Below are 17728 nucleotides of genomic sequence, written 5' to 3'. Positions count from 1 at the left end.
TGAGTAGGATAATTCGGTAAAAAAGACGTGGTTTTTCACTGCACTGAAGGTTCCTTGCTACCACCGCTTCTTCACCTATACTCCGTTGGCAATTTAGGGGTAATCCTTTATTGGTATGGGTATACTCCAGGGTATGCACCAGAATAGCGCCATTCCTGCAAGCAGGCCACGTCAGGAGCCCGGCAACTCTATGTTAAAAAGATGTTTATCACCGCTGACTCTCGTCAATCAGCTAGCCCTGATTGTTTTGCTGTCTACCGCCCTTGGCGTGGCCGGCATGGCGATTTCCGGCTGGCTGGTACAAGGGGTACAGGGTAATGCGCATGCCATCAACGAGGCAGGTTCTCTACGCATGCAGAGTTATCGTCTGCTGGCGTCGGTCCCCCTGACGCAGGACGATCGGCCCTTAATTGATGAAATGGAGCGCACGGCCTTCAGCCCCGAACTGGAAAACGCCGCCATCCGCGCCGGCCAGCAGTCCCAGCTTAAAGCCCTGCAGGGCTACTGGCACACCCAGCTGGAACCCGGTCTGAAACAGGCGCGCAGCACCGAAACCGTTGCGCAGGACGTAGCGGGTTTCGTCTCCCGCATTGACGCGCTGGTCTCCTCTTTCGACCAAACCACCGAATTACGCATCGACCGGGTGGTAATGGTACACCGTGCCATGGCGCTGTTTATGGGCCTGCTGCTGATCTTCACCATTATCTGGCTCCGGGCGCGGCTGCTGAATCCCTGGAAACAGCTGCTGGCGATGGCGCGCGCCGTAACGAACAGAGATTTTACCCAGCGCACGCACATCAGCGGCCGCAACGAGATGGCCATGCTCGGCCAGGCGCTGAACACCATGTCGGCGGAGCTCTCCGAAAGCTACGCGGTGCTGGAACAGCGCGTGCAGGAAAAAACCGCCGGGCTGGAGCAGAAAAATGAGATCCTCTCCTTCCTGTGGCAAGCCAACCGTCGGCTGCACATGCAAGTGCCGCTATGTGAACGCCTTTCGCCGGTGCTGAACGGCCTGCAAAATCTGACCCTGCTGCATGACCTGGAGCTGCGGGTTTACGATGTGGAAGATGAAGATAATCATCAGGAGTTTACCTGTCAGTCCGACATGTCCTGCGATGATAAAGGCTGCCACCTGTGCCCGCGCGGCCTGCCGCTGCAGGCTTCTGGCGGCACTACCCTGAAGTGGCGGCTGACGGACAGCCACACCCAGTACGGTATTCTGCTGGCCACCCTGCCAGCCGGACGTCATCTGAGCCACGACCAGCAGCAGCTGGTGGACACCCTGGTTGAACAGCTAACGGCCACGCTGGCGCTCGACAGGCACCAGGAAAAACAACAGCAGCTGATCGTCATGGAAGAGCGCGCGACCATCGCCCGCGAGCTCCACGACTCTATCGCCCAGTCGCTCTCCTGTATGAAAATGCAGGTGAGCTGCCTGCAGATGCAGGACGCGGAAATGCCGGAAATCAACAAACAGCTGCTGAGCCAGATCCGCAACGAGCTGAACACCTCCTGGGTACAGCTGCGCGAGCTGCTGACCACCTTCCGCCTGCAGCTGACCGAGCCGGGGCTACGCCCGGCGCTGGAATCCAGCTGCCAGGAATTTAGCGCCCGGCTTGGCTTCCCGGTGAAGCTGGATTACCAGCTGCCGCCGCGGTTTGTCCCTTCCCATCAGGCGATTCATCTGCTGCAGATCGCCCGCGAAGCGCTGAGCAACGTGCTCAAACACGCTGAAGCGACGGCGGTTACGGTTACCGTCAGCCAGCACGCTAATCAGGTCAGGCTGACGGTTCACGACAACGGTCGCGGCGTGCCGGAAAATGCCGAACGCACTAACCACTATGGTTTAATCATTATGCGAGACCGCGCCCAAAGCCTGCGCGGTGATTGCCAGGTTCGACGGAGAGAGACGGGTGGCACGGAAGTTGTGGTCACCTTTATTCCCGAAAAACCGCTTACAACTGCTCAAGGAGAAACCCATGACTAATCAGGAACCGGCATCCATCCTGTTGATCGACGACCATCCGATGCTGCGTACTGGCGTAAAACAGCTGGTCAGCATGGCACCCGACATTACCGTGGTTGGCGAAGCCAGCAACGGTGAACAGGGTATTGAGCTGGCCGAATCCCTCGATCCGGATCTGATCCTGCTCGATCTCAACATGCCCGGCATGAACGGTCTGGAAACCCTCGACAAGTTGCGCGAGAAATCCCTTTCCGGTCGCGTGGTGGTCTTTAGCGTCTCCAACCACGAAGAGGATGTGGTCACGGCGCTGAAGCGCGGCGCGGATGGCTATCTGCTGAAGGATATGGAGCCGGAAGACCTGCTGAAGGCGCTGCAGCAGGCCGCCGCAGGCGAGATGGTGCTGAGCGAGGCCCTGACGCCGGTGCTGGCCGCCAGCCTGCGGGCGAACCGCGCCACCTCTGACCGCGACGTCAGCCAGTTAACCCCGCGCGAGCGCGATATTCTGAAGCTGATTGCCCAGGGCCTGCCGAACAAAATGATCGCCCGCCGCCTGGATATCACCGAAAGCACGGTTAAAGTGCACGTGAAGCATATGCTCAAGAAAATGAAGCTAAAATCCCGCGTTGAAGCCGCGGTGTGGGTCCATCAGGAACGTATTTTTTAAGCATTACTCATCCGGCAGCAGCTTCCAGCGCGGGTCGTCGTCAGGTAATGCGACCAGCGGCTGCACCACAGCGAGCGTGATCTCATTGGACGAGACGCGCTGGCCCTTCGCATCTTCCACCACCGCCGAGAGATGCCAGCGGTTTGTCGCCCCTTCAGCGTCATTCCAGGCAGGCATGATCACGCTCCAGCCGTCGGTGCTGTCACTTTTCCCCGGGGACGTCAGGCTCAATGCCTGGGTATCACCCTGCCAGTGGATCTGACGAATACCGTGAGTGCTGCGAACCTGCAGCTTCAGCATGACGGTTTCGCCCCCTTTGAGATCCCACGGCGGGGTTGCCAGCCAGACGGAGAGCGTTTTACGCTGGCGGAACTCCATCACCGGCAGGCTGTTACGCTCCGGCGAGTCATAGCGGCTTCCGCGCAGGGATCGCGTGGCCGCGACCTCTCCGGCGGAGAGCTGCTTAACCAGCGGCACGCCGAAGCGATAGTTGAGCTTCAGCCCGAGGTTATTCTGGCTCTCTCCGCTTTCTCCCTGCTTATGCCCGGCGGTCAGCGTCACCAGCGGCACGGGGGTATAGTTAAGCCCGAGATTGACCGCCACCGGGTTGTGATACCCGGTTCCGCTGTTGAAGAGGTCAACGTTGTCGCCAAAATATTGCTCAAAGCTGACGCTGGTGTTCAGGTGATGAAACCACGGCAGCCAGGCTTTGGCGGTCACGTCATATCCCCGCGCCATGCGCTGCTCCTGGACGTCAGAGCTGTCGCGCCAGCCGGCAAAAGGCTGATAATAGTTAGCCGACAGGCGCAGATTTTCTCCCCATACCTCCGCGCCCAGTCCGGCACGCTGCAGGTTCTCATCCAGCAGGTTATCGTAAAAGGTGTTGTAGCCCAGCAGCCATTTTCCGGCCACCCAGCGCTGGCCGATTCCGGCGTTACTGACCAGGCCATCCGTCTGCTGCGTCAGGCCGAGCTGGCTCCAGCTCAGGTAACGGTTGTTATCGTTCCAGGGGATAAACCAGCTCCCGCTGCTGCCGTTGAATTTCCCGTCGTTATCCACCAGCAAATTGACGCTGGCGTTCCCCCAGGGCGACAGCCAGGATTCAATCTGCTGGTTCACCTCGCCGCTCACCGCGTCGCGCACCTGACCAAAGGCAAACTGCCGCGCCTGCTCGCCCGTAGTCAGGCCGTTGTCGGTCATACTGGCTTCACCAAAGGCTTTCGCCATTTCGGCGAGATGCTTTTCCCCCTCCCCGGTCGGGGCTGCCATACCGAGATCGGGGAGATTATCCCCGTTATTATCAAAGGGATTTTGTGCCTGTTGGATAAAGGAATTCGGCGCACCGTGAACGGCTCCGGCTGTAACGAGGGAGAGTAAAACCAGCGTTCGGAAAGGGGAAGAAACAGTCATCAATGTCGTAAGAATTACCTGGTGCTTACGTAAGAACACCAGGTACCTTAACGTGATTTCTCCCTCTTTGCAGCTTTACGGGGAATTTTCCGGAATTTCCTGAAACATTGTTTTGAGCTCAGGCACGCACGAACCGCAGTTCGTGCCGCACCGTAGCGTCGCCCCCAGCGCGATAACGGAACCGCAGCCTCCGGCAATCGCCTCCCGTATCGCGTTTTCTCCAACGCTGAAACAGCTGCAGATGATGCGCCCCGGATCTGTAACCTTCCCCACGCCCTGCCCGTTCAGCAGCGAATGGCGTTCTGCGGGCGTCGAGGGTGGTGACTGAAAAGCGGCTTCTATCACCGGGTGCGCCAGATCGGGCAAGGCGGTGCCTTCCCAAAAACCCAGCATCAGATGGCCGTTATGCCAGGCCAGCACGCTGCTGCGTTCCCCGGTTTGCGCAACCTGCAGCTGCCAGCCCCGGCCGCTGGCATAGTCCATCACCCACGACAGCAGCGGCTTATCACCCGCTATCGTCATTCGCGAGGCTTTACGCCACCAGTGAACCGAAGAGGGGATTTCCGGCCATTCCCGGGCATAGAGCTCCCCCTGCCAGGCGGGCTGCCAGGGCATGATTCTGACGGCGGTTTGCTTACTCTCCGGCTGCCCGGAAGCCGGATCGATGCGCCCTTCCACCAGCGCGTTAACCTTTCCCTGGCGGGCAAACTCAGCGTTCCAGTGCATCGGGGCAAACGCTTCGCCTTCCCGTATTCTCTCGTTGATTCGTACTCTGGCCACCATCACGCCGCGCGGCGAGCCGATCCGCGCCAGCTGGCCGTCGCACAGTGAAAACCGAATGGCGTCTGCGGCGCAGACCTCAACAAACGGCTCCGCGATATGCTGCATCAGCCGGGGCACGTATCCCGTACGGGTCATGGTGTGCCACTGGTCGCGGATACGGCCAGTATTGAGGATCGCCGGGTATAGCGCGGTAGCCGTCGCGCCGTGCGGCAGCGGATCGACAGGCACTACGTTTCGGCGCGGTAAATTCCCCGTCGGCCACTGGTACGGCTCAAGCGTCTCCCACGCTTCACGGGTTAACCCCGCCAGTTCCTGAAGGTTCAACGCCCGCGCACCGTCATTTTCAAACGCCGTCAGCGCCGCATGTTCGCAAAAAATCTCCTGCGGATGTTGCCAGGCAAAGGCCTCGCCGTAGCCCAGCCGTTTTGCAATCTGAGCCACGATCCACCAGTCCGGCTTCGCCTCACCCGGCGCGGGCAGAAACGCGCGCTGGCGCGAAATGCGCCGCTCGGAATTGGTCACCGTGCCGTCCTTCTCCCCCCAGCCCAGCGCCGGAAAACGGATATGGGCGAACCGGCTGGTGTCGGTATCTTTCATCACCTCAGAGACAATCACAAGCGGACAGGCCGCCAGCGCCTGACACACCGCGTGGCTGTCCGGCAGCGACACGGCAGGATTGGTGCCCATGATCCACACCGCCTTCACCTCGCCGCGGGCGATGGCGTCAAACAGCTCCACCGCCATCAGCCCCGGCGTCTGCGCCAGCCGTTCCGTTCCCCAGAAACGCGCCACCCGCGAAAGATCGTCCGGCTCGAAGCTCATATGCGCCGCCAGCTGGTTCGCCAGCCCGCCCACTTCCCGGCCGCCCATGGCGTTTGGCTGTCCGGTCAGCGAAAACGGGCCGCAGCCCGGACGGTTGAACTTCCCGCTGGCAAGATGCACGTTAATGATGGCGCTGCACTTGTCGCTGCCGCTGGAGGACTGGTTGATCCCCATGGTGTAGAGCGTAATGGCGCGAGGCACGGTAACAAACCAGTCGTAAAAGGTACCAATATCCTCTGCCGGAAGGTCGCAAAACGCCGCCACGCGGTCAATCGGCCACTCATCGGTGCCCTGGATCAGATTGAGCAACCCCACAAACAGCCCGGCGTCGCTGCCGGGTTTAAGCGCCAGATGCAGGTCGGCAATATCGCAGGTGGCTGTTTTACGCGGGTCAATCACCACCACCTTCATCTGTGGATTGATGTGCTTTGCCTGCACCAGGCGCTGATAGAGCACCGGATGCGTCCAGGCCGCGTTCGAGCCAGCCAGCACCACCAGGTCGCTGTTTTCCACATCCTCGTAGCTGCACGGCACCACGTCTTCGCCAAAGGCGCGCCTGTAGCCCACCACCGCCGAGGACATGCAGAGCCGGGAGTTGGTATCGATGTTCGCCGCGCCGATAAACCCTTTCATCAGCTTGTTGGCGGCATAGTAGTCCTCGGTTAACAGCTGGCCGGAGGCATAAAACGCCACCGCCCGTGGCCCCCATGTGTCGATGATCTCCCGCAGTCGCTCGCCCGCCGCGTTCAGCGCCTGCGACCAGTCCACCTCAAGTCCATCGACAACGGGGTACAGCAATCGCCCCTGCAAGCCCGTCGTCTCCCCCAGGGCCGATCCTTTCACGCACAGGCGGCCAAAGTTTGCAGGGTGGGTGTCGTCCCCCCGAACGCTGACCGCTCCATCCTCCACGCTGGCGATCACGCCGCAGCCGACCCCGCAGTAGGGGCACGTTGTTCTGGTTTCCGTCATGAGGCCTCCGCGCGCATCACCAGCTCTTCGTTGCCGACCCACACCTTGCCATTTTCAATTTTGACCGGCCAGGCGCGTACAGCGGGTTCGCCACTCTCCACCTGACAGCCGTCGCGCAGGCGAATGCGCTGCTTGTAGAGCGGAGAAATAACCACCGGTTCGCCCGCCGCATCGCCGAGGATGCCGCGTGACAGCACGTTCGCACTGCTGCCCGGCTCGAGGTCGTCCAGGGCATAAACGGACGTGCCAAAGCGGAACAGCGCGATCGGTTTACGGCCAAGACGCGCGCCAATGCCCGCCTGCTCCGGGATATCGTCAATGCCGCAGATTTCCTGCCAGCGCTTGCTTTCGTCCGACGGCGCGACGTTCACCGCGGTGCGGAACAGCGCCAGGCGGTCAGGATCGTTGAGCGTGGTTTGCCATTCGCACTGGTACGTCTCGACTACCCGGGCCATCTCCTGCTCAAGCTCATGGGCGATGCCGAGACTGTCGTTGAGGATCACCTCACGCAGATAGTCGAGGCCGCCCTCCAGGTTGTCCATCCAGGTGCTGGTGCGCTGCAGGCGATCCGCCGTGCGGATGTAGAACATCAGGAAACGGTCTACGGTGCGGATCAGCGTTTCGTCATCCAGATCGCTGGCGAAGAGATCCGCATGGCGAGGCTTCATCCCGCCGTTGCCGCACAGATAGAGGTTCCAGCCTTTGTCCGTGGCAATCACCCCCACGTCCTTGCTCTGCGCCTCCGCACACTCGCGGGTGCAGCCGGAAACGGCCATTTTGATTTTGTGCGGGGCGCGCAGGCCCTTGTAGCGGTGCTCCAGCCTGACCGCGAGACCGGTGGAATCCTGCACGCCGTAGCGGCACCAGGTCGACCCGACGCAGGATTTCACCGTGCGCAGGGATTTCCCGTAAGCGTGCCCGGTTTCAAACCCGGCCTCCACCAGCGCCTGCCAGATCTCCGGCAGCTGTTCCAGGGTGGCGCCAAACAGGTCGATACGCTGCCCGCCGGTGATTTTGCTGTACAGGCCGTAGCGTTTCGCAATCTGGCCGATGGCGATCAGCCCGTCGGCGGTCACTTCTCCTGCGGGCATGCGCGGCACGATGGAATACGTCCCGTCCTTCTGAATATTGGCGAAGTAGCGGTCGTTGGTGTCCTGCAATGGCAGATGCGCCGGCTTCAGCAGGTATTCGTTCCAGCAGGAGGCCAGCACGGACCCCACCAGCGGCTTACAGATCTCGCACCCGTGCCCCTGACCGTAGCGGCTGATGAGCTGCTCAAAGGTGCGGATATGGTTGACGCGCACCAGATGGTAAATCTCCTGGCGCGAGTACGGGAAATGTTCGCAGATGTCCTTTTTCACCTCCACGCCCTGCTCGGCAAGCTGGAACTCCATCACCTGCTTCACCAGCGCGCTGCAGCCCCCGCAGCCGGTCGCCGCTTTGGTGCACTGCTTAACGGCGCCGATATCCGCTGCGCCCGCGCTCACCGCCCGGCAGATATCGCCTTTGCTGACGTTATGACACGAACAGATCTGCGCGCTTTCCGGCAGCGCCGCCACGCCCAGCGCTTTTGGCGCGCTGCCTGACAGCGCGGGTAGTATCAGCGTTTCCGGCTCTTTCGGCAGGCTGATGCCGTTAAGCATCATCTGCACCAGCGTGGCGTATTCGCTGGCATCGCCCACCAGCACGCCGCCGAGCAGCGTTTGGCCGTCGTGGCTGACCACGATTTTCTTGTAGATTTGCTGCGGGCCGTGCGTCCACTGGTAGCTTAGCGCCCCCGGCGTGCGCCCATGAGCATCGCCAAACGACGCCACGTCCACGCCGAGCAGCTTGAGCTTAGTGCTCATATCTGCCCCGGTGAAGGTTTTATCTTCGCCCGCGAGCGCAGCGGCGGCCACGCGCGCCATCTGGTAGCCCGGCGCCACAAGGCCAAAGATTTTCCCCTCCCACAGGGCGCATTCACCGATGGCAAGCACGTTCGAATCGGAGGTCCGGCAGGCGTCATCAATGCAGATCCCGCCGCGCTCGCCGACAGCCAGCCCGCTGCTGCGCGCCAGCGCGTCCTGAGGACGAATACCGGCAGAGAAGACCACCATGTCCGTTTCCAGCTGTTCACCGTCTGCGAAGCGCAGCACCAGCCCGTCGTCCGTCGCAGCAATTTCCGTGGTGGCTTTACTGGTGTGAACGCCAACGTCCAGCGCCTCGATTTTCCTGCGCAGCATCGCCGCACCGTCATTATCAAGCTGCACCGCCATCAGGTTGGGCGCAAACTCCACCACGTGCGTTTCCAGCCCGAGTTGCTTGAGGGCATTCGCCGCCTCCAGCCCGAGCAGGCCGCCGCCAATCACCACGCCACGACGCGAGCCCGCCGCGTGGGCCGCTATGTTGTCCAGGTCGTCAAGGGTGCGGTAGACAAAGCAGCCCGGCAGATCGTTGCCCGGTACCGGCGGTACGAACGGGTATGAGCCGGTCGCCAGCACCAGCTTGTCCCAGTGGGTCTCATGCCCGCTGGCGGTACGCACCACGCGCGCGTCGCGATCGATAGCGACGATCTGCTGCGAGAGGCGCAGCTCAATGCCGTTATCGGCAAAGAATTCCCCCTCCACCAGCGAGAGCGACGCCGCGCTTCGGCCGCCAAAGTATTCCGACAGATGCACGCGGTCATAGGCGGCATAGCGCTCCTCACCAAAGACAACGATCTGATACTGCTGATGCAGATTGCGGTTAACGCAGTCTTCGAGAAAATGATGGCCGACCATACCGTGCCCAACCACCACCAGAGTAGGTTTTGTCATAGCGTTCTGTCCTGCAACCTGCGGTTGCGTAGTGAAACGATCGAACAGCCAGTCCGCGCGTGCGGGCGCAGCCGTTGCCAGTAAATCGGTAAATGTTGCCGCGCTGCGGCAGTCGCCCATCAGCAGCACGCCAGCCAGCGCACCCTGATGGATCAGTAACCGACGATAGTGACGGGTTAGCGGATCCCAGGAACTCCAGACCACATCATCCTCCTGCACCGCCGTGCGCCCGAGGCTGAACAGCTCCACGCCGGTCACCTTGAGGCGCACGCCGTTGTCGGTGAGTGCAAACGGCGCGGCTGTGTCACCCGCCAGCCGCGCGGCGAGAATATCCGCCTGCGTCATACAGGGGGCGACCAGGCCAAAGGTCTGGCCGTCAATTTCGCAGCACTCGCCAATGGCGTAGACGTCCGGTGCGGAGGTCCGCATCTGGCTATCCACCACGATGCCGCGCGCGCAGCGAACACCGCTGGCCTGCGCCAGTGCGACGTTGGGCTGCACGCCGGTCGCCAGCACCACGCGAGCGGCGACGACGCGGCGTCCGTTGAGCAGCGTCACGCTATTCCCGTTAATCGCCGCGATGCCGGAGGCGAGTTCAGAGCGCACGCCCCGCGCCGCCAGCGCCTCTTCAAGCAGTACGCCCGCCTGCTGGTCCAGCTGCTGCTCCATCAGCCACGGACCGCGATGAACGAGCGTGACGTTGTTACCTGAACGAGCCAGCGCTGCCGCCGTCTCTACGCCGAGCACGCCGCCCCCAAGCACCACCGCCGGACCGGCGATCGCCTGAATGGCGCGGGTATCCTCCAGGGTACGGAACGTGAAAACGTGCGGCGCATCGCCCCCAGGAATCGGCGGCACAAACGGCGTTGACCCGGTGGCAAAGACCAGCGCATCCCAGCCCAGCGTGCGGGCGGTGGTTTGCACTTCCCGCGCGTCCAAGTTCACGGCGAGTGCCTTTTCGCCCCGCAGCACCGTCACGCCGCGCTCCCGGTACCATTGGTCATCCTGAAGGCAGATGCCCGCAGCCGTTTTTTCCCCTCCCAGCACCGGCGAAAGCTGGATGCGGTTATAGGCATGCTCCGGCTCGTCACCGATGACGGTGATAGCGAACTGACCGGAAGCTCGCCCGGTGAGCGAAGCAATCAGCCGGGTTGCCGCCATGCCATTCCCGATAATGACCAGTCGCATCAACGCCCCCTCGTTACGCCGCTTTCGGCTGTTTTTCGTAGAGGAAATGGAGGATCTGCTGGCGCATGTGGTGATAGCGGCTGTCGTCCGCCAGCTGCACCCGGTTGCGCGGGCGCGGCAGGTCAACGCGGAGGATCTCCCCGACGGTGGCCGCCGGGCCGTTGGTCATCATCAGCACGCGATCGGAGAGCAGCACCGCCTCGTCCACGTCGTGGGTAATGAGCACAATGGTGGTGTTCAGCGCCTGCTGGATCTGCATCACCGAGTCCTGCAGATGGGCGCGCGTCAGCGCATCCAGCGCGCCGAACGGCTCATCCATCAGCAGCACTTTCGGCTTCATCGCCAGCGCGCGGGCAATCCCGACGCGCTGCTTCATGCCGCCGGAGATCTCCTCCGGACGCTTGTGCAGCGCGTGTCCCATCTGCACGCGGTCGAGGTTGTGCTCGATCCACTCTTTGCGCTCGGCCTTGCTCATGGTGTGACGGAACACCTGATCCACCGCCAGCGCCACGTTGTCGAAGCAGGTCAGCCACGGCAGCAGAGAATGGTTCTGGAACACCACCGCGCGCTCGGGCCCCGGCCCGGCGATTTCGCGGTTGTCGCAAATCAGCCCGCCTTCCGTCGGCAGCGCGATCCCGGCGATGAGGTTAAGCAGCGTCGACTTGCCGCAGCCGGAGTGGCCAATAAGACTCACGGTTTCGCCCTCGTGGATATCAAAAGAGACGTTCTGCAGCGCCAGAAACTCGCCGCTGGCGGTGGAAAAACGCTGGCTCACGGCCTGGACCTGAATTAATGGTTTCATGTTCGCTCCTTATTTTTCCTGCCAGCTAAAGCGACGGGCGATCAGCATCAGCCCCTGCTCCAGCAGCAACCCGACCACGCCGATGATGACGATGGCGATCAGAATGTTTTCGACGTTGAGGTTGTTCCACTCGTTCCAGATCCAGAAGCCGATACCCAGCCCCCCGGTGAGCATCTCAGCGGCGACAATCACCAGCCAGGCGATGCCGATGGAGAGGCGCACCCCGGTCAGCACGGCGGGTAGCACAGCCGGGAAGAGTATGCGGCGCATGATCGTCCACTCGGAAAGCTGCAATACGCGGGCGACGTTGAGGTAGTCCTGCGGAATGCGGCGCACGCCTTCGGCGGTGTTGATCACCATCGGCCAGATAGAGCAGATGAAAATGGTCCAGCTCGACGCGGGCTCCGCTTTCTGGAACAGCAGCAGGCCGATGGGCAGCCAGGCCAGCGGGCTGACCGGGCGCAGAAGCGCAATCAGCGGGTTGAACATGCGCGAGAAAAAGGTGAAGCGGCCAATCAAAAAGCCCAGCGGAATACCCGCCAGCGCTGCCAGGCCAAAGCCGATGGCGACGCGCTGCAGTGAAGCAAGCACGTTCCAGCCAATGCCCATATCGTTAGGCCCGTCGCGATAAAACGGGTCGGCAAACAGGGTAATGGCGGAATCAAGCGTGCTGAGCGGCGTCGGGAAGCCTTTGCTGTTTATCGCCGCCAGTTGCCAGAGCACCACCAGCAGCCCGAGGCCAAGCAGCGCCGGGATAACGCGCTGGAAAAAGTCGTTCATCCGGCGCGCTAACGCGGGCGGACGGCGGCGAACCTGTACCGGAGGCAGGACAATCACTTCCCCGCTCTCTGGCGTCTCTTGTGGTTTCGTGTTTTGCAGATGTGGCATAATCAGGCCCCTTTACGGTGAATAGCGAAACGGCTGGCGTACCCTTCCGGATCGGTGCCGTTCCAGACGGTGCCGTCCATCAGCGTGCTGCTGCGGAACGGTGATGACGGCGTGGACACGCCCCCGACGGCGGTGGCGGCATCCTGCCAGACCGCGGTCTGGTTGATGCGCTGCGCGATGCCCGCGTAGTCCGGCGCGGCTTTGAGCAAGCCCCAGCGGCGGAACTGGGTTAAGAACCACATGCCGTCGGAGAGATACGGGTAGCTCACAGCCCCCTCGTTGAAGAAGCGGATCGGGTGCGCGTCCTGCCAGCGCTGGCCCAGGCCGTTGTCATACTCGCCGAGCATGCGCCCGGTGAGATACTGTTCTTTGCAGTTGAGCCACGCCCGGCGGGAGAGGATCTGCGCGGTTTCGCGTTTGTTTTCCTGGGACGCCTCGATCCAGCGCGCGGCCTCCAGCACCGCGCTCACCAGCGCCCGGGCGGCGTGCGGGTTTTTCTCCACCCAGTCGCGGCGCGTGCCGAGGATCTTTTCCGGATGATCGGCCCAGATGGACTGCGACGTGGCGGCGGTAAAGCCGATCCGGTCGTTAATCGCCCGCGCGTTCCACGGCTCGCCGACGCAGAAGCCCACCATGTTGCCGATGCGCATGTTCATCACCATCTGCGGCGGCGGCACCACCACCGTGCGCACGTCGTCAAAGGGGTTAATGCCCGCGCTGGCCAGCCAGTAGTAAAGCCACATGGCATGCGTCCCGGTCGGGAAGGTGTGCGCGAAGGTGTAGGTTCCCGGCGCCTGCTGCCCGATCAGCGTTTTCAGCCCGTCGAGATCGCGAACGCCCTTCTCCGCCAGATCGCTTGAAAGCGTGATGGCCTGGCCGTTCTGATTGAGCGTCATCAGGTTCGCCATCTGCTGCGGCTTGCCGGCGATGCCCAGCTCCAGCCCGTACAGCAGACCGTAAAGAATGTGTGCGGCGTCCAGTTCTCCCGCCACCAGCTTGTCGCGCACCGCCGCCCAGCTCGCCTCTTTGGTGGGAACGATGGTGATACCGTATTTTTTATCAAAGCCTTTTAACGCTGCGATAACCACCGGTGCGCAGTCGGTCAGCGGGATAAACCCGACGCGCACCGTCTCCTGTTCCGGTTTATCTGAGCCAGCCGCCCAGGCAGCCTGCATAACACCCGGTAACAGCGCTGCACCACTCGCCAGCATGCTGGCCTGCAAAAATCGCCGTCTCGACAAATCCGCCATAACCGCTCCCGAAAAAAAGCCAAAAAAAAGCGCCCGCCGTGCCGAAGCACCGCTGGACGCCTTTATCCCGAAGACGGATGCACCGCCGTTGGCGCACCGTCAAAAATGGTTAATTAAATAATGCAAAGCCAATGCCAGGTTTAAAGACCCTCTTTCAGGGCCGAAAACCGGGTTTTGCCCGCGTTCACGCACCTCAATCAGGCATAAAATGCCCGCTGATTGTGCAGCTACTCCTTTGGTGTTACCTGCCAGACGCTCTTCACCGTAAGCAGCGCGCGGGCGATATCGACCATGCGCTGGTTCTTGTCCATCGCCATTTTGCGCAGCGTTGTCCACGCCTGTTCTTCACTCATGTTCTGGTGGGTCATCAGCACGCTTTTGGCTTTGTCAATGGTTTTGCGCTCCTCAAGCGTATCGCGCAGCGACGCGAGCTGGCGGGAAAGCTGCTCTATCTCTCGTGCCTGCTGGCGAACCAGGGTCAGCAGCGGTTTATCCGGGTAGTGCGCCAGCGGATCGTCCTGTTCATCCCCGGGAAGCGGGTATGCCTCGTCGCGCTGAATACGCTCATCCACCGCGACCATCAGATCGGCGATGATCGTCTCCTCCAGCGCGCGCAGATGCTCCAGCCGCGCCGTTTGCAGCGCAAACCAGGCGAGTGCGGTATGTCCATTGTCTGCAGCAGGCTGGCGGGTACAGGCCACGCGCCGGAGCTGCTCCGTCTCACGATCGGGCTGACAATTAAGGGAGAACGAAGTCTGCACGTCGGCCTGGCTGTGGGAGAGAAAGATCTCAAAGCAGGCCTGCTGCCCGTCAATGCGGTCAACCAGCCGCTGGCGGGTCACATCATCGAAAAAGCCCTGCGTGAAGCCAATTGCCCCCAGGGCCCGCTCTTGTCCCGCCAGCTCTTTCCCCTGCATCAGGCTATATAGCGCGACGAAACGGCCCGCGATTTGCGGGTCGTCAATGCTGTCATTAAGCTGCGGTACGATACTGAGCAGGTGGCGCAGCATGCGGGAGTAGTGCTCCATTGCCTGCGGAGCCGTCAGCGTTTGCCGATTTACACCGTCGCGCAGCGCGGGAAGCGTCTCCAGCGTGAGCAGCGCATTGCCGATACGTTCGCAAACGGCGCTTCCCGGAAAGGCGGACTGTTTTCCAAGAATGTCGTTCAGTGCAGCAAGGTTTTCGTCCACCAGCGCCCGGCTGGCTTTGCATTCAGGCGCATAGAGCTTACCCTGTGAGCAGAGCCAGACGTTAGATGCGCCGCGCTCGCACTGGAGCATATGCACCAGCTGGCTAATTCCGCGCACCAGCACGTTCAGCTGCGCCAGCCTGCTGAGCTGCTCTCGGCGCATCCGCCTTGCGCGCTGGAGCCATTCGGTTGCACCTGGCGAAATGCCGGCCATTAATGTCATGCTTACTCTCCCGGACAGCGAAACTCCGGGGAAATTAAGCAATATTCGTGCCTTTATAAAAACAGGAGTCAACATGCAGAAGATTGTGATCGTCGCCAACGGTGCGGCCTACGGCAGCGAATCCCTTTTCAACAGCCTGCGCCTGGCGATCGCGCTACGCGAAAAAGAGAGCGACCTGGTACTGCGGATATTTTTAATGTCCGACGCCGTCACCGCCGGGCTGAAGGGTCAAAAACCGGCGGAAGGCTACAACATTCAGCAGATGCTGGAGATCCTGACCGCGCAGGACGTGCCGGTAAAACTCTGTAAGACCTGCACCGACGGGCGCGGCATTACCGGGCTGCCGCTGATCGAGGGCGTAGAAATCGGTACGCTGGTTGAACTGGCCGAATGGACGCTGACCGCGGATAAAGTATTAACTTTTTAATAATAAACCCGTAAAAATATTATTTTCTTATGGACGCGGTTTCAGCATCAAGTTTACCTGCGGGGTTGCCGATAGGCATGGAAACAACACAGCAGGTATTTCACTTATGTTCAGATCCATTCGCGCACGCATTATCGCCGCGACGACAGGCTGCCTCGTCGTCGCCCTTCTTCTCAATACCGTAATTAACTTCCAGGTCACGCGCCAGGATAACCAGCAGTCCCAGCGCGATATTCTGACCAGCACCCGCGCCAGCCACAACATGGCGATTGCCGACTGGGTCAAAAGCAAAATGACGGTGATTACCTCCGCGCAGAGCATCGCGCTGGCTGACGATCCGGTTCCGGTGTTTAAGCAGCTTGCCCAGGCGGGCGGTTTCACCAACGTTTACGTGGGCTACGCCAGCAAGACGGCGAAATTCTCCGACCCGACAGGCGTCCCGGCGGATTATGACCCCACCGTTCGTCCCTGGTATCAACAGGTGGTGAGCACGGACGGCCCGGTGGTAACGGCACCCTACGTTGATGCCGGGACCGGGAAGCTGGTGGTCACGTTTGCCGTGCCGGTGAAAGAGAATGGCGCTCTGAAAGCGGTGGTGGCAGGCGATGTCGCCATGGATAGCGTGGTGGCGAACGTGCGCGGGATCCACCCCACGCCGGCCAGCAGCGGGTTGCTTCTGAACAGCGACGGCACGGTGATTGCCGCCAACGAGCCGGCCCTGACGCTGAAGCCGTTTGCCGAGACGATCAAAGGCATCGACCTTGCGGCGCTGAAGAGCGGTAACCCGGTCGACGGAACGCTGAATGACAAGGATAAAACCTTTATCGCCTCAGCCGTGCCGGGCACGAACTGGCTCCTGGTCGTCGCCCTCGACAGCAGCGATGCCACCTCCGGCATGCGTTCCCTGCTGAAAGCGTCGGCGATTTCGCTGGTGATCCTCGCACTCCTGAGCGGCGCCATTGTTCACGTCCTGATTGCCCGCCTGCTGAAGCGCCTGTCCGACATTCGTGACGCGATGCACAACATTGCCAACGGCACTAACGATCTGTCCCAGCGCCTGCCGGACAGCGGCGATGACGAAGTGGCGCAAATTGCGCAGGCGTTTAACGCCTTCAGCGATAAGCTCTCGGTGGTAATGGTTCAGCTCCGCGACGCCAGCGCCTCGGTGAAAAACGCCGCGCAGGAGATTGCGGCTGGTAACCAGGATCTCTCCGGACGTACCGAGCAGGCGGCGTCCAGCCTTCGCGAAACCGCCAGCGCCGTGGAAGAGATCACCGCCTCCGTCACCCAGTCAAATGAATCGGCAGCAGAAGCCAACGACCAGGCCAGCAAGGCCTCTGCGGCCGCAGCGCGCGGCGGTGAAGTGGTTTCGCAGGCCATCAGCACCATGCAGTCTATCGAAGTGGCGTCCGCTAAGATTGGCGATATCACCAGCGTGATCGACGGCATCGCCTTCCAGACCAACATTCTAGCGCTGAACGCCTCCGTCGAGGCGGCGCGTGCCGGTGAGCAGGGCCGCGGGTTCGCCGTGGTTGCCGGTGAAGTGCGGAACCTCGCCAGCCGCAGCGCCCAGGCGGCGAAAGAGATCAAATCGCTTATCGACTCCACCACCGACAGCGTGGCCACCGGCTCGCGCTACGTGCATCTGGCCGGGGAAAGCATGGATGAGATCCGCTCCAGCATCGGCAGCGTCTCCGGCATCATGCGCGAGATCTCGATTGCCACCAGCGAGCAGATGAAAGGCATTCATGAGATCAACCACGCGGTGACCCATCTCGACAGAATGGTGCAGCAGAATGCCGAGCTGGTGGTGCAGTCCGCCGCGGCCGCCAGCGCATTGCAAAGCCAGGCGGGCGAGCTTGCTGAAACCGCCGGCCATTTCCGCATTTAATTTTCTTCAGGCGCGCGTTAAACAGGGTAAACGCGCGTCAGCTGAAAGGTTCCAGGAATTTTGTCATTTTTGTTTAATCGTTATGCCATTTTTTGATCAAAATCAGCATCCCTCGCTCCCCGCTTTGGTGTTATGCAATGAGTATTTTGTGAACAACATCACGCTCGGGATGGGCAAAATCGACGGGGTAGAAAATGGCACTGGTGAAAACAAGTTTGAAACTGTTTGGCGGGGATACGGTGGTGGTGCGTTGCTCAGAGCGCTGTCGTATTCATCTGATGAGTGCGAAAGCACAGAAACAATCCCAGGCGGATATTCTGACCGTGCAGGATGACAAGGCCTGGCTTACCGTGCCGTATACCGGCACGTGGGATGTGCTGATCGACAGCCACAGCCAGTCGCTGGAGCATTCGGTCAGCTACGTGGCAGCATAATTTAAACGCCCGGCTCGCCGGGCGTAT

The 17728-nt window shown here is 61.2% G+C and carries 12 protein-coding genes; 5 read left to right on the top strand and 7 right to left on the bottom strand.

The genetic code is table 11. From position 1 onward, the window contains the following. Positions 1-190 precede the first annotated feature (190 nt). Together narX and narL are read left to right on the top strand one after the other, a co-directional pair. Positions 191-1987, top strand: a complete 1797-nt coding sequence (narX, locus tag ACMWL8_RS01305; protein WP_045261099.1) for a nitrate/nitrite two-component system sensor histidine kinase NarX — start codon at positions 191-193, stop codon at positions 1985-1987. Further along, positions 1980-2630 (top strand): two-component system response regulator NarL, encoded by a 651-nt coding sequence (gene narL, locus ACMWL8_RS01300; protein WP_003856701.1) that lies wholly within the window; start codon positions 1980-1982, stop codon positions 2628-2630. Before narX ends, narL begins: the two co-directional genes overlap by 8 nt. Before the next feature lie 3 nt (positions 2631-2633). Here narL and ACMWL8_RS01295 read toward each other — a convergent pair whose 3' ends face one another. From ACMWL8_RS01295 to nasR, 7 genes are all read right to left on the bottom strand, one after another. Then, positions 2634-4040 carry a YchO/YchP family invasin gene (locus ACMWL8_RS01295; RefSeq protein ID WP_045261100.1) on the bottom strand — a complete coding sequence of 469 codons (1407 nt, stop codon included), beginning with the start codon at positions 4038-4040 and terminating at the stop codon, positions 2634-2636. A 75-nt stretch (positions 4041-4115) separates the two neighbouring features. Next, positions 4116-6614, bottom strand: a complete 2499-nt coding sequence (locus tag ACMWL8_RS01290; RefSeq protein ID WP_045261101.1) for a nitrate reductase — start codon at positions 6612-6614, stop codon at positions 4116-4118. After that, the gene (gene nirB, locus ACMWL8_RS01285) at positions 6611-10597 is read right to left on the bottom strand and encodes a nitrite reductase large subunit NirB (RefSeq protein ID WP_082071017.1); all 3987 of its coding nucleotides are present in this window, start codon (positions 10595-10597) and stop codon (positions 6611-6613) included. Before nirB ends, ACMWL8_RS01290 begins: the two co-directional genes overlap by 4 nt. A gap of 13 nt (positions 10598-10610) precedes the next feature. Next, positions 10611-11399, bottom strand: coding sequence for an ABC transporter ATP-binding protein (locus ACMWL8_RS01280; protein WP_045261102.1), 789 nt, complete (start codon positions 11397-11399; stop codon positions 10611-10613). A 9-nt stretch (positions 11400-11408) separates the two neighbouring features. Beyond that, positions 11409-12287 carry a nitrate ABC transporter permease gene (ntrB, locus tag ACMWL8_RS01275; protein ID WP_028013452.1) on the bottom strand — a complete coding sequence of 293 codons (879 nt, stop codon included), beginning with the start codon at positions 12285-12287 and terminating at the stop codon, positions 11409-11411. A 2-nt stretch (positions 12288-12289) separates the two neighbouring features. Further along, positions 12290-13537, bottom strand: a complete 1248-nt coding sequence (locus tag ACMWL8_RS01270) for a CmpA/NrtA family ABC transporter substrate-binding protein (protein ID WP_045261103.1) — start codon at positions 13535-13537, stop codon at positions 12290-12292. A 227-nt stretch (positions 13538-13764) separates the two neighbouring features. Next, positions 13765-14949 carry a nitrate regulatory protein NasR gene (gene nasR / locus ACMWL8_RS01265; RefSeq protein WP_045261104.1) on the bottom strand — a complete coding sequence of 395 codons (1185 nt, stop codon included), beginning with the start codon at positions 14947-14949 and terminating at the stop codon, positions 13765-13767. A 73-nt stretch (positions 14950-15022) separates the two neighbouring features. Here nasR and ACMWL8_RS01260 point away from each other — a divergent pair, with 73 nt between their 5' ends. The 3 genes from ACMWL8_RS01260 (at position 15023) to ACMWL8_RS01250 (ending at position 17701) form a co-directional block, all read left to right on the top strand. Continuing rightward, positions 15023-15376 (top strand): DsrE/DsrF/TusD sulfur relay family protein, encoded by a 354-nt coding sequence (locus ACMWL8_RS01260; RefSeq protein ID WP_028013455.1) that lies wholly within the window; start codon positions 15023-15025, stop codon positions 15374-15376. A 106-nt stretch (positions 15377-15482) separates the two neighbouring features. Further along, the gene (locus ACMWL8_RS01255; RefSeq protein ID WP_045261105.1) at positions 15483-17267 is read left to right on the top strand and encodes a methyl-accepting chemotaxis protein; all 1785 of its coding nucleotides are present in this window, start codon (positions 15483-15485) and stop codon (positions 17265-17267) included. A 194-nt stretch (positions 17268-17461) separates the two neighbouring features. Next, the gene (locus ACMWL8_RS01250) at positions 17462-17701 is read left to right on the top strand and encodes a DUF1883 domain-containing protein (RefSeq protein WP_013096243.1); all 240 of its coding nucleotides are present in this window, start codon (positions 17462-17464) and stop codon (positions 17699-17701) included. The last annotated feature ends 27 nt before the right edge of the window (positions 17702-17728 follow it).

Source organism: Enterobacter sp. 04-C-12-SI-ECC (assembly GCF_047530715.1).
Classification (GTDB): Bacteria; Pseudomonadota; Gammaproteobacteria; order Enterobacterales; family Enterobacteriaceae; genus Enterobacter; species Enterobacter bugandensis.
The sequence above is the reverse complement of the archived record's forward strand: the minus strand, read 5'-3'. Positions and strand labels throughout refer to the sequence as shown.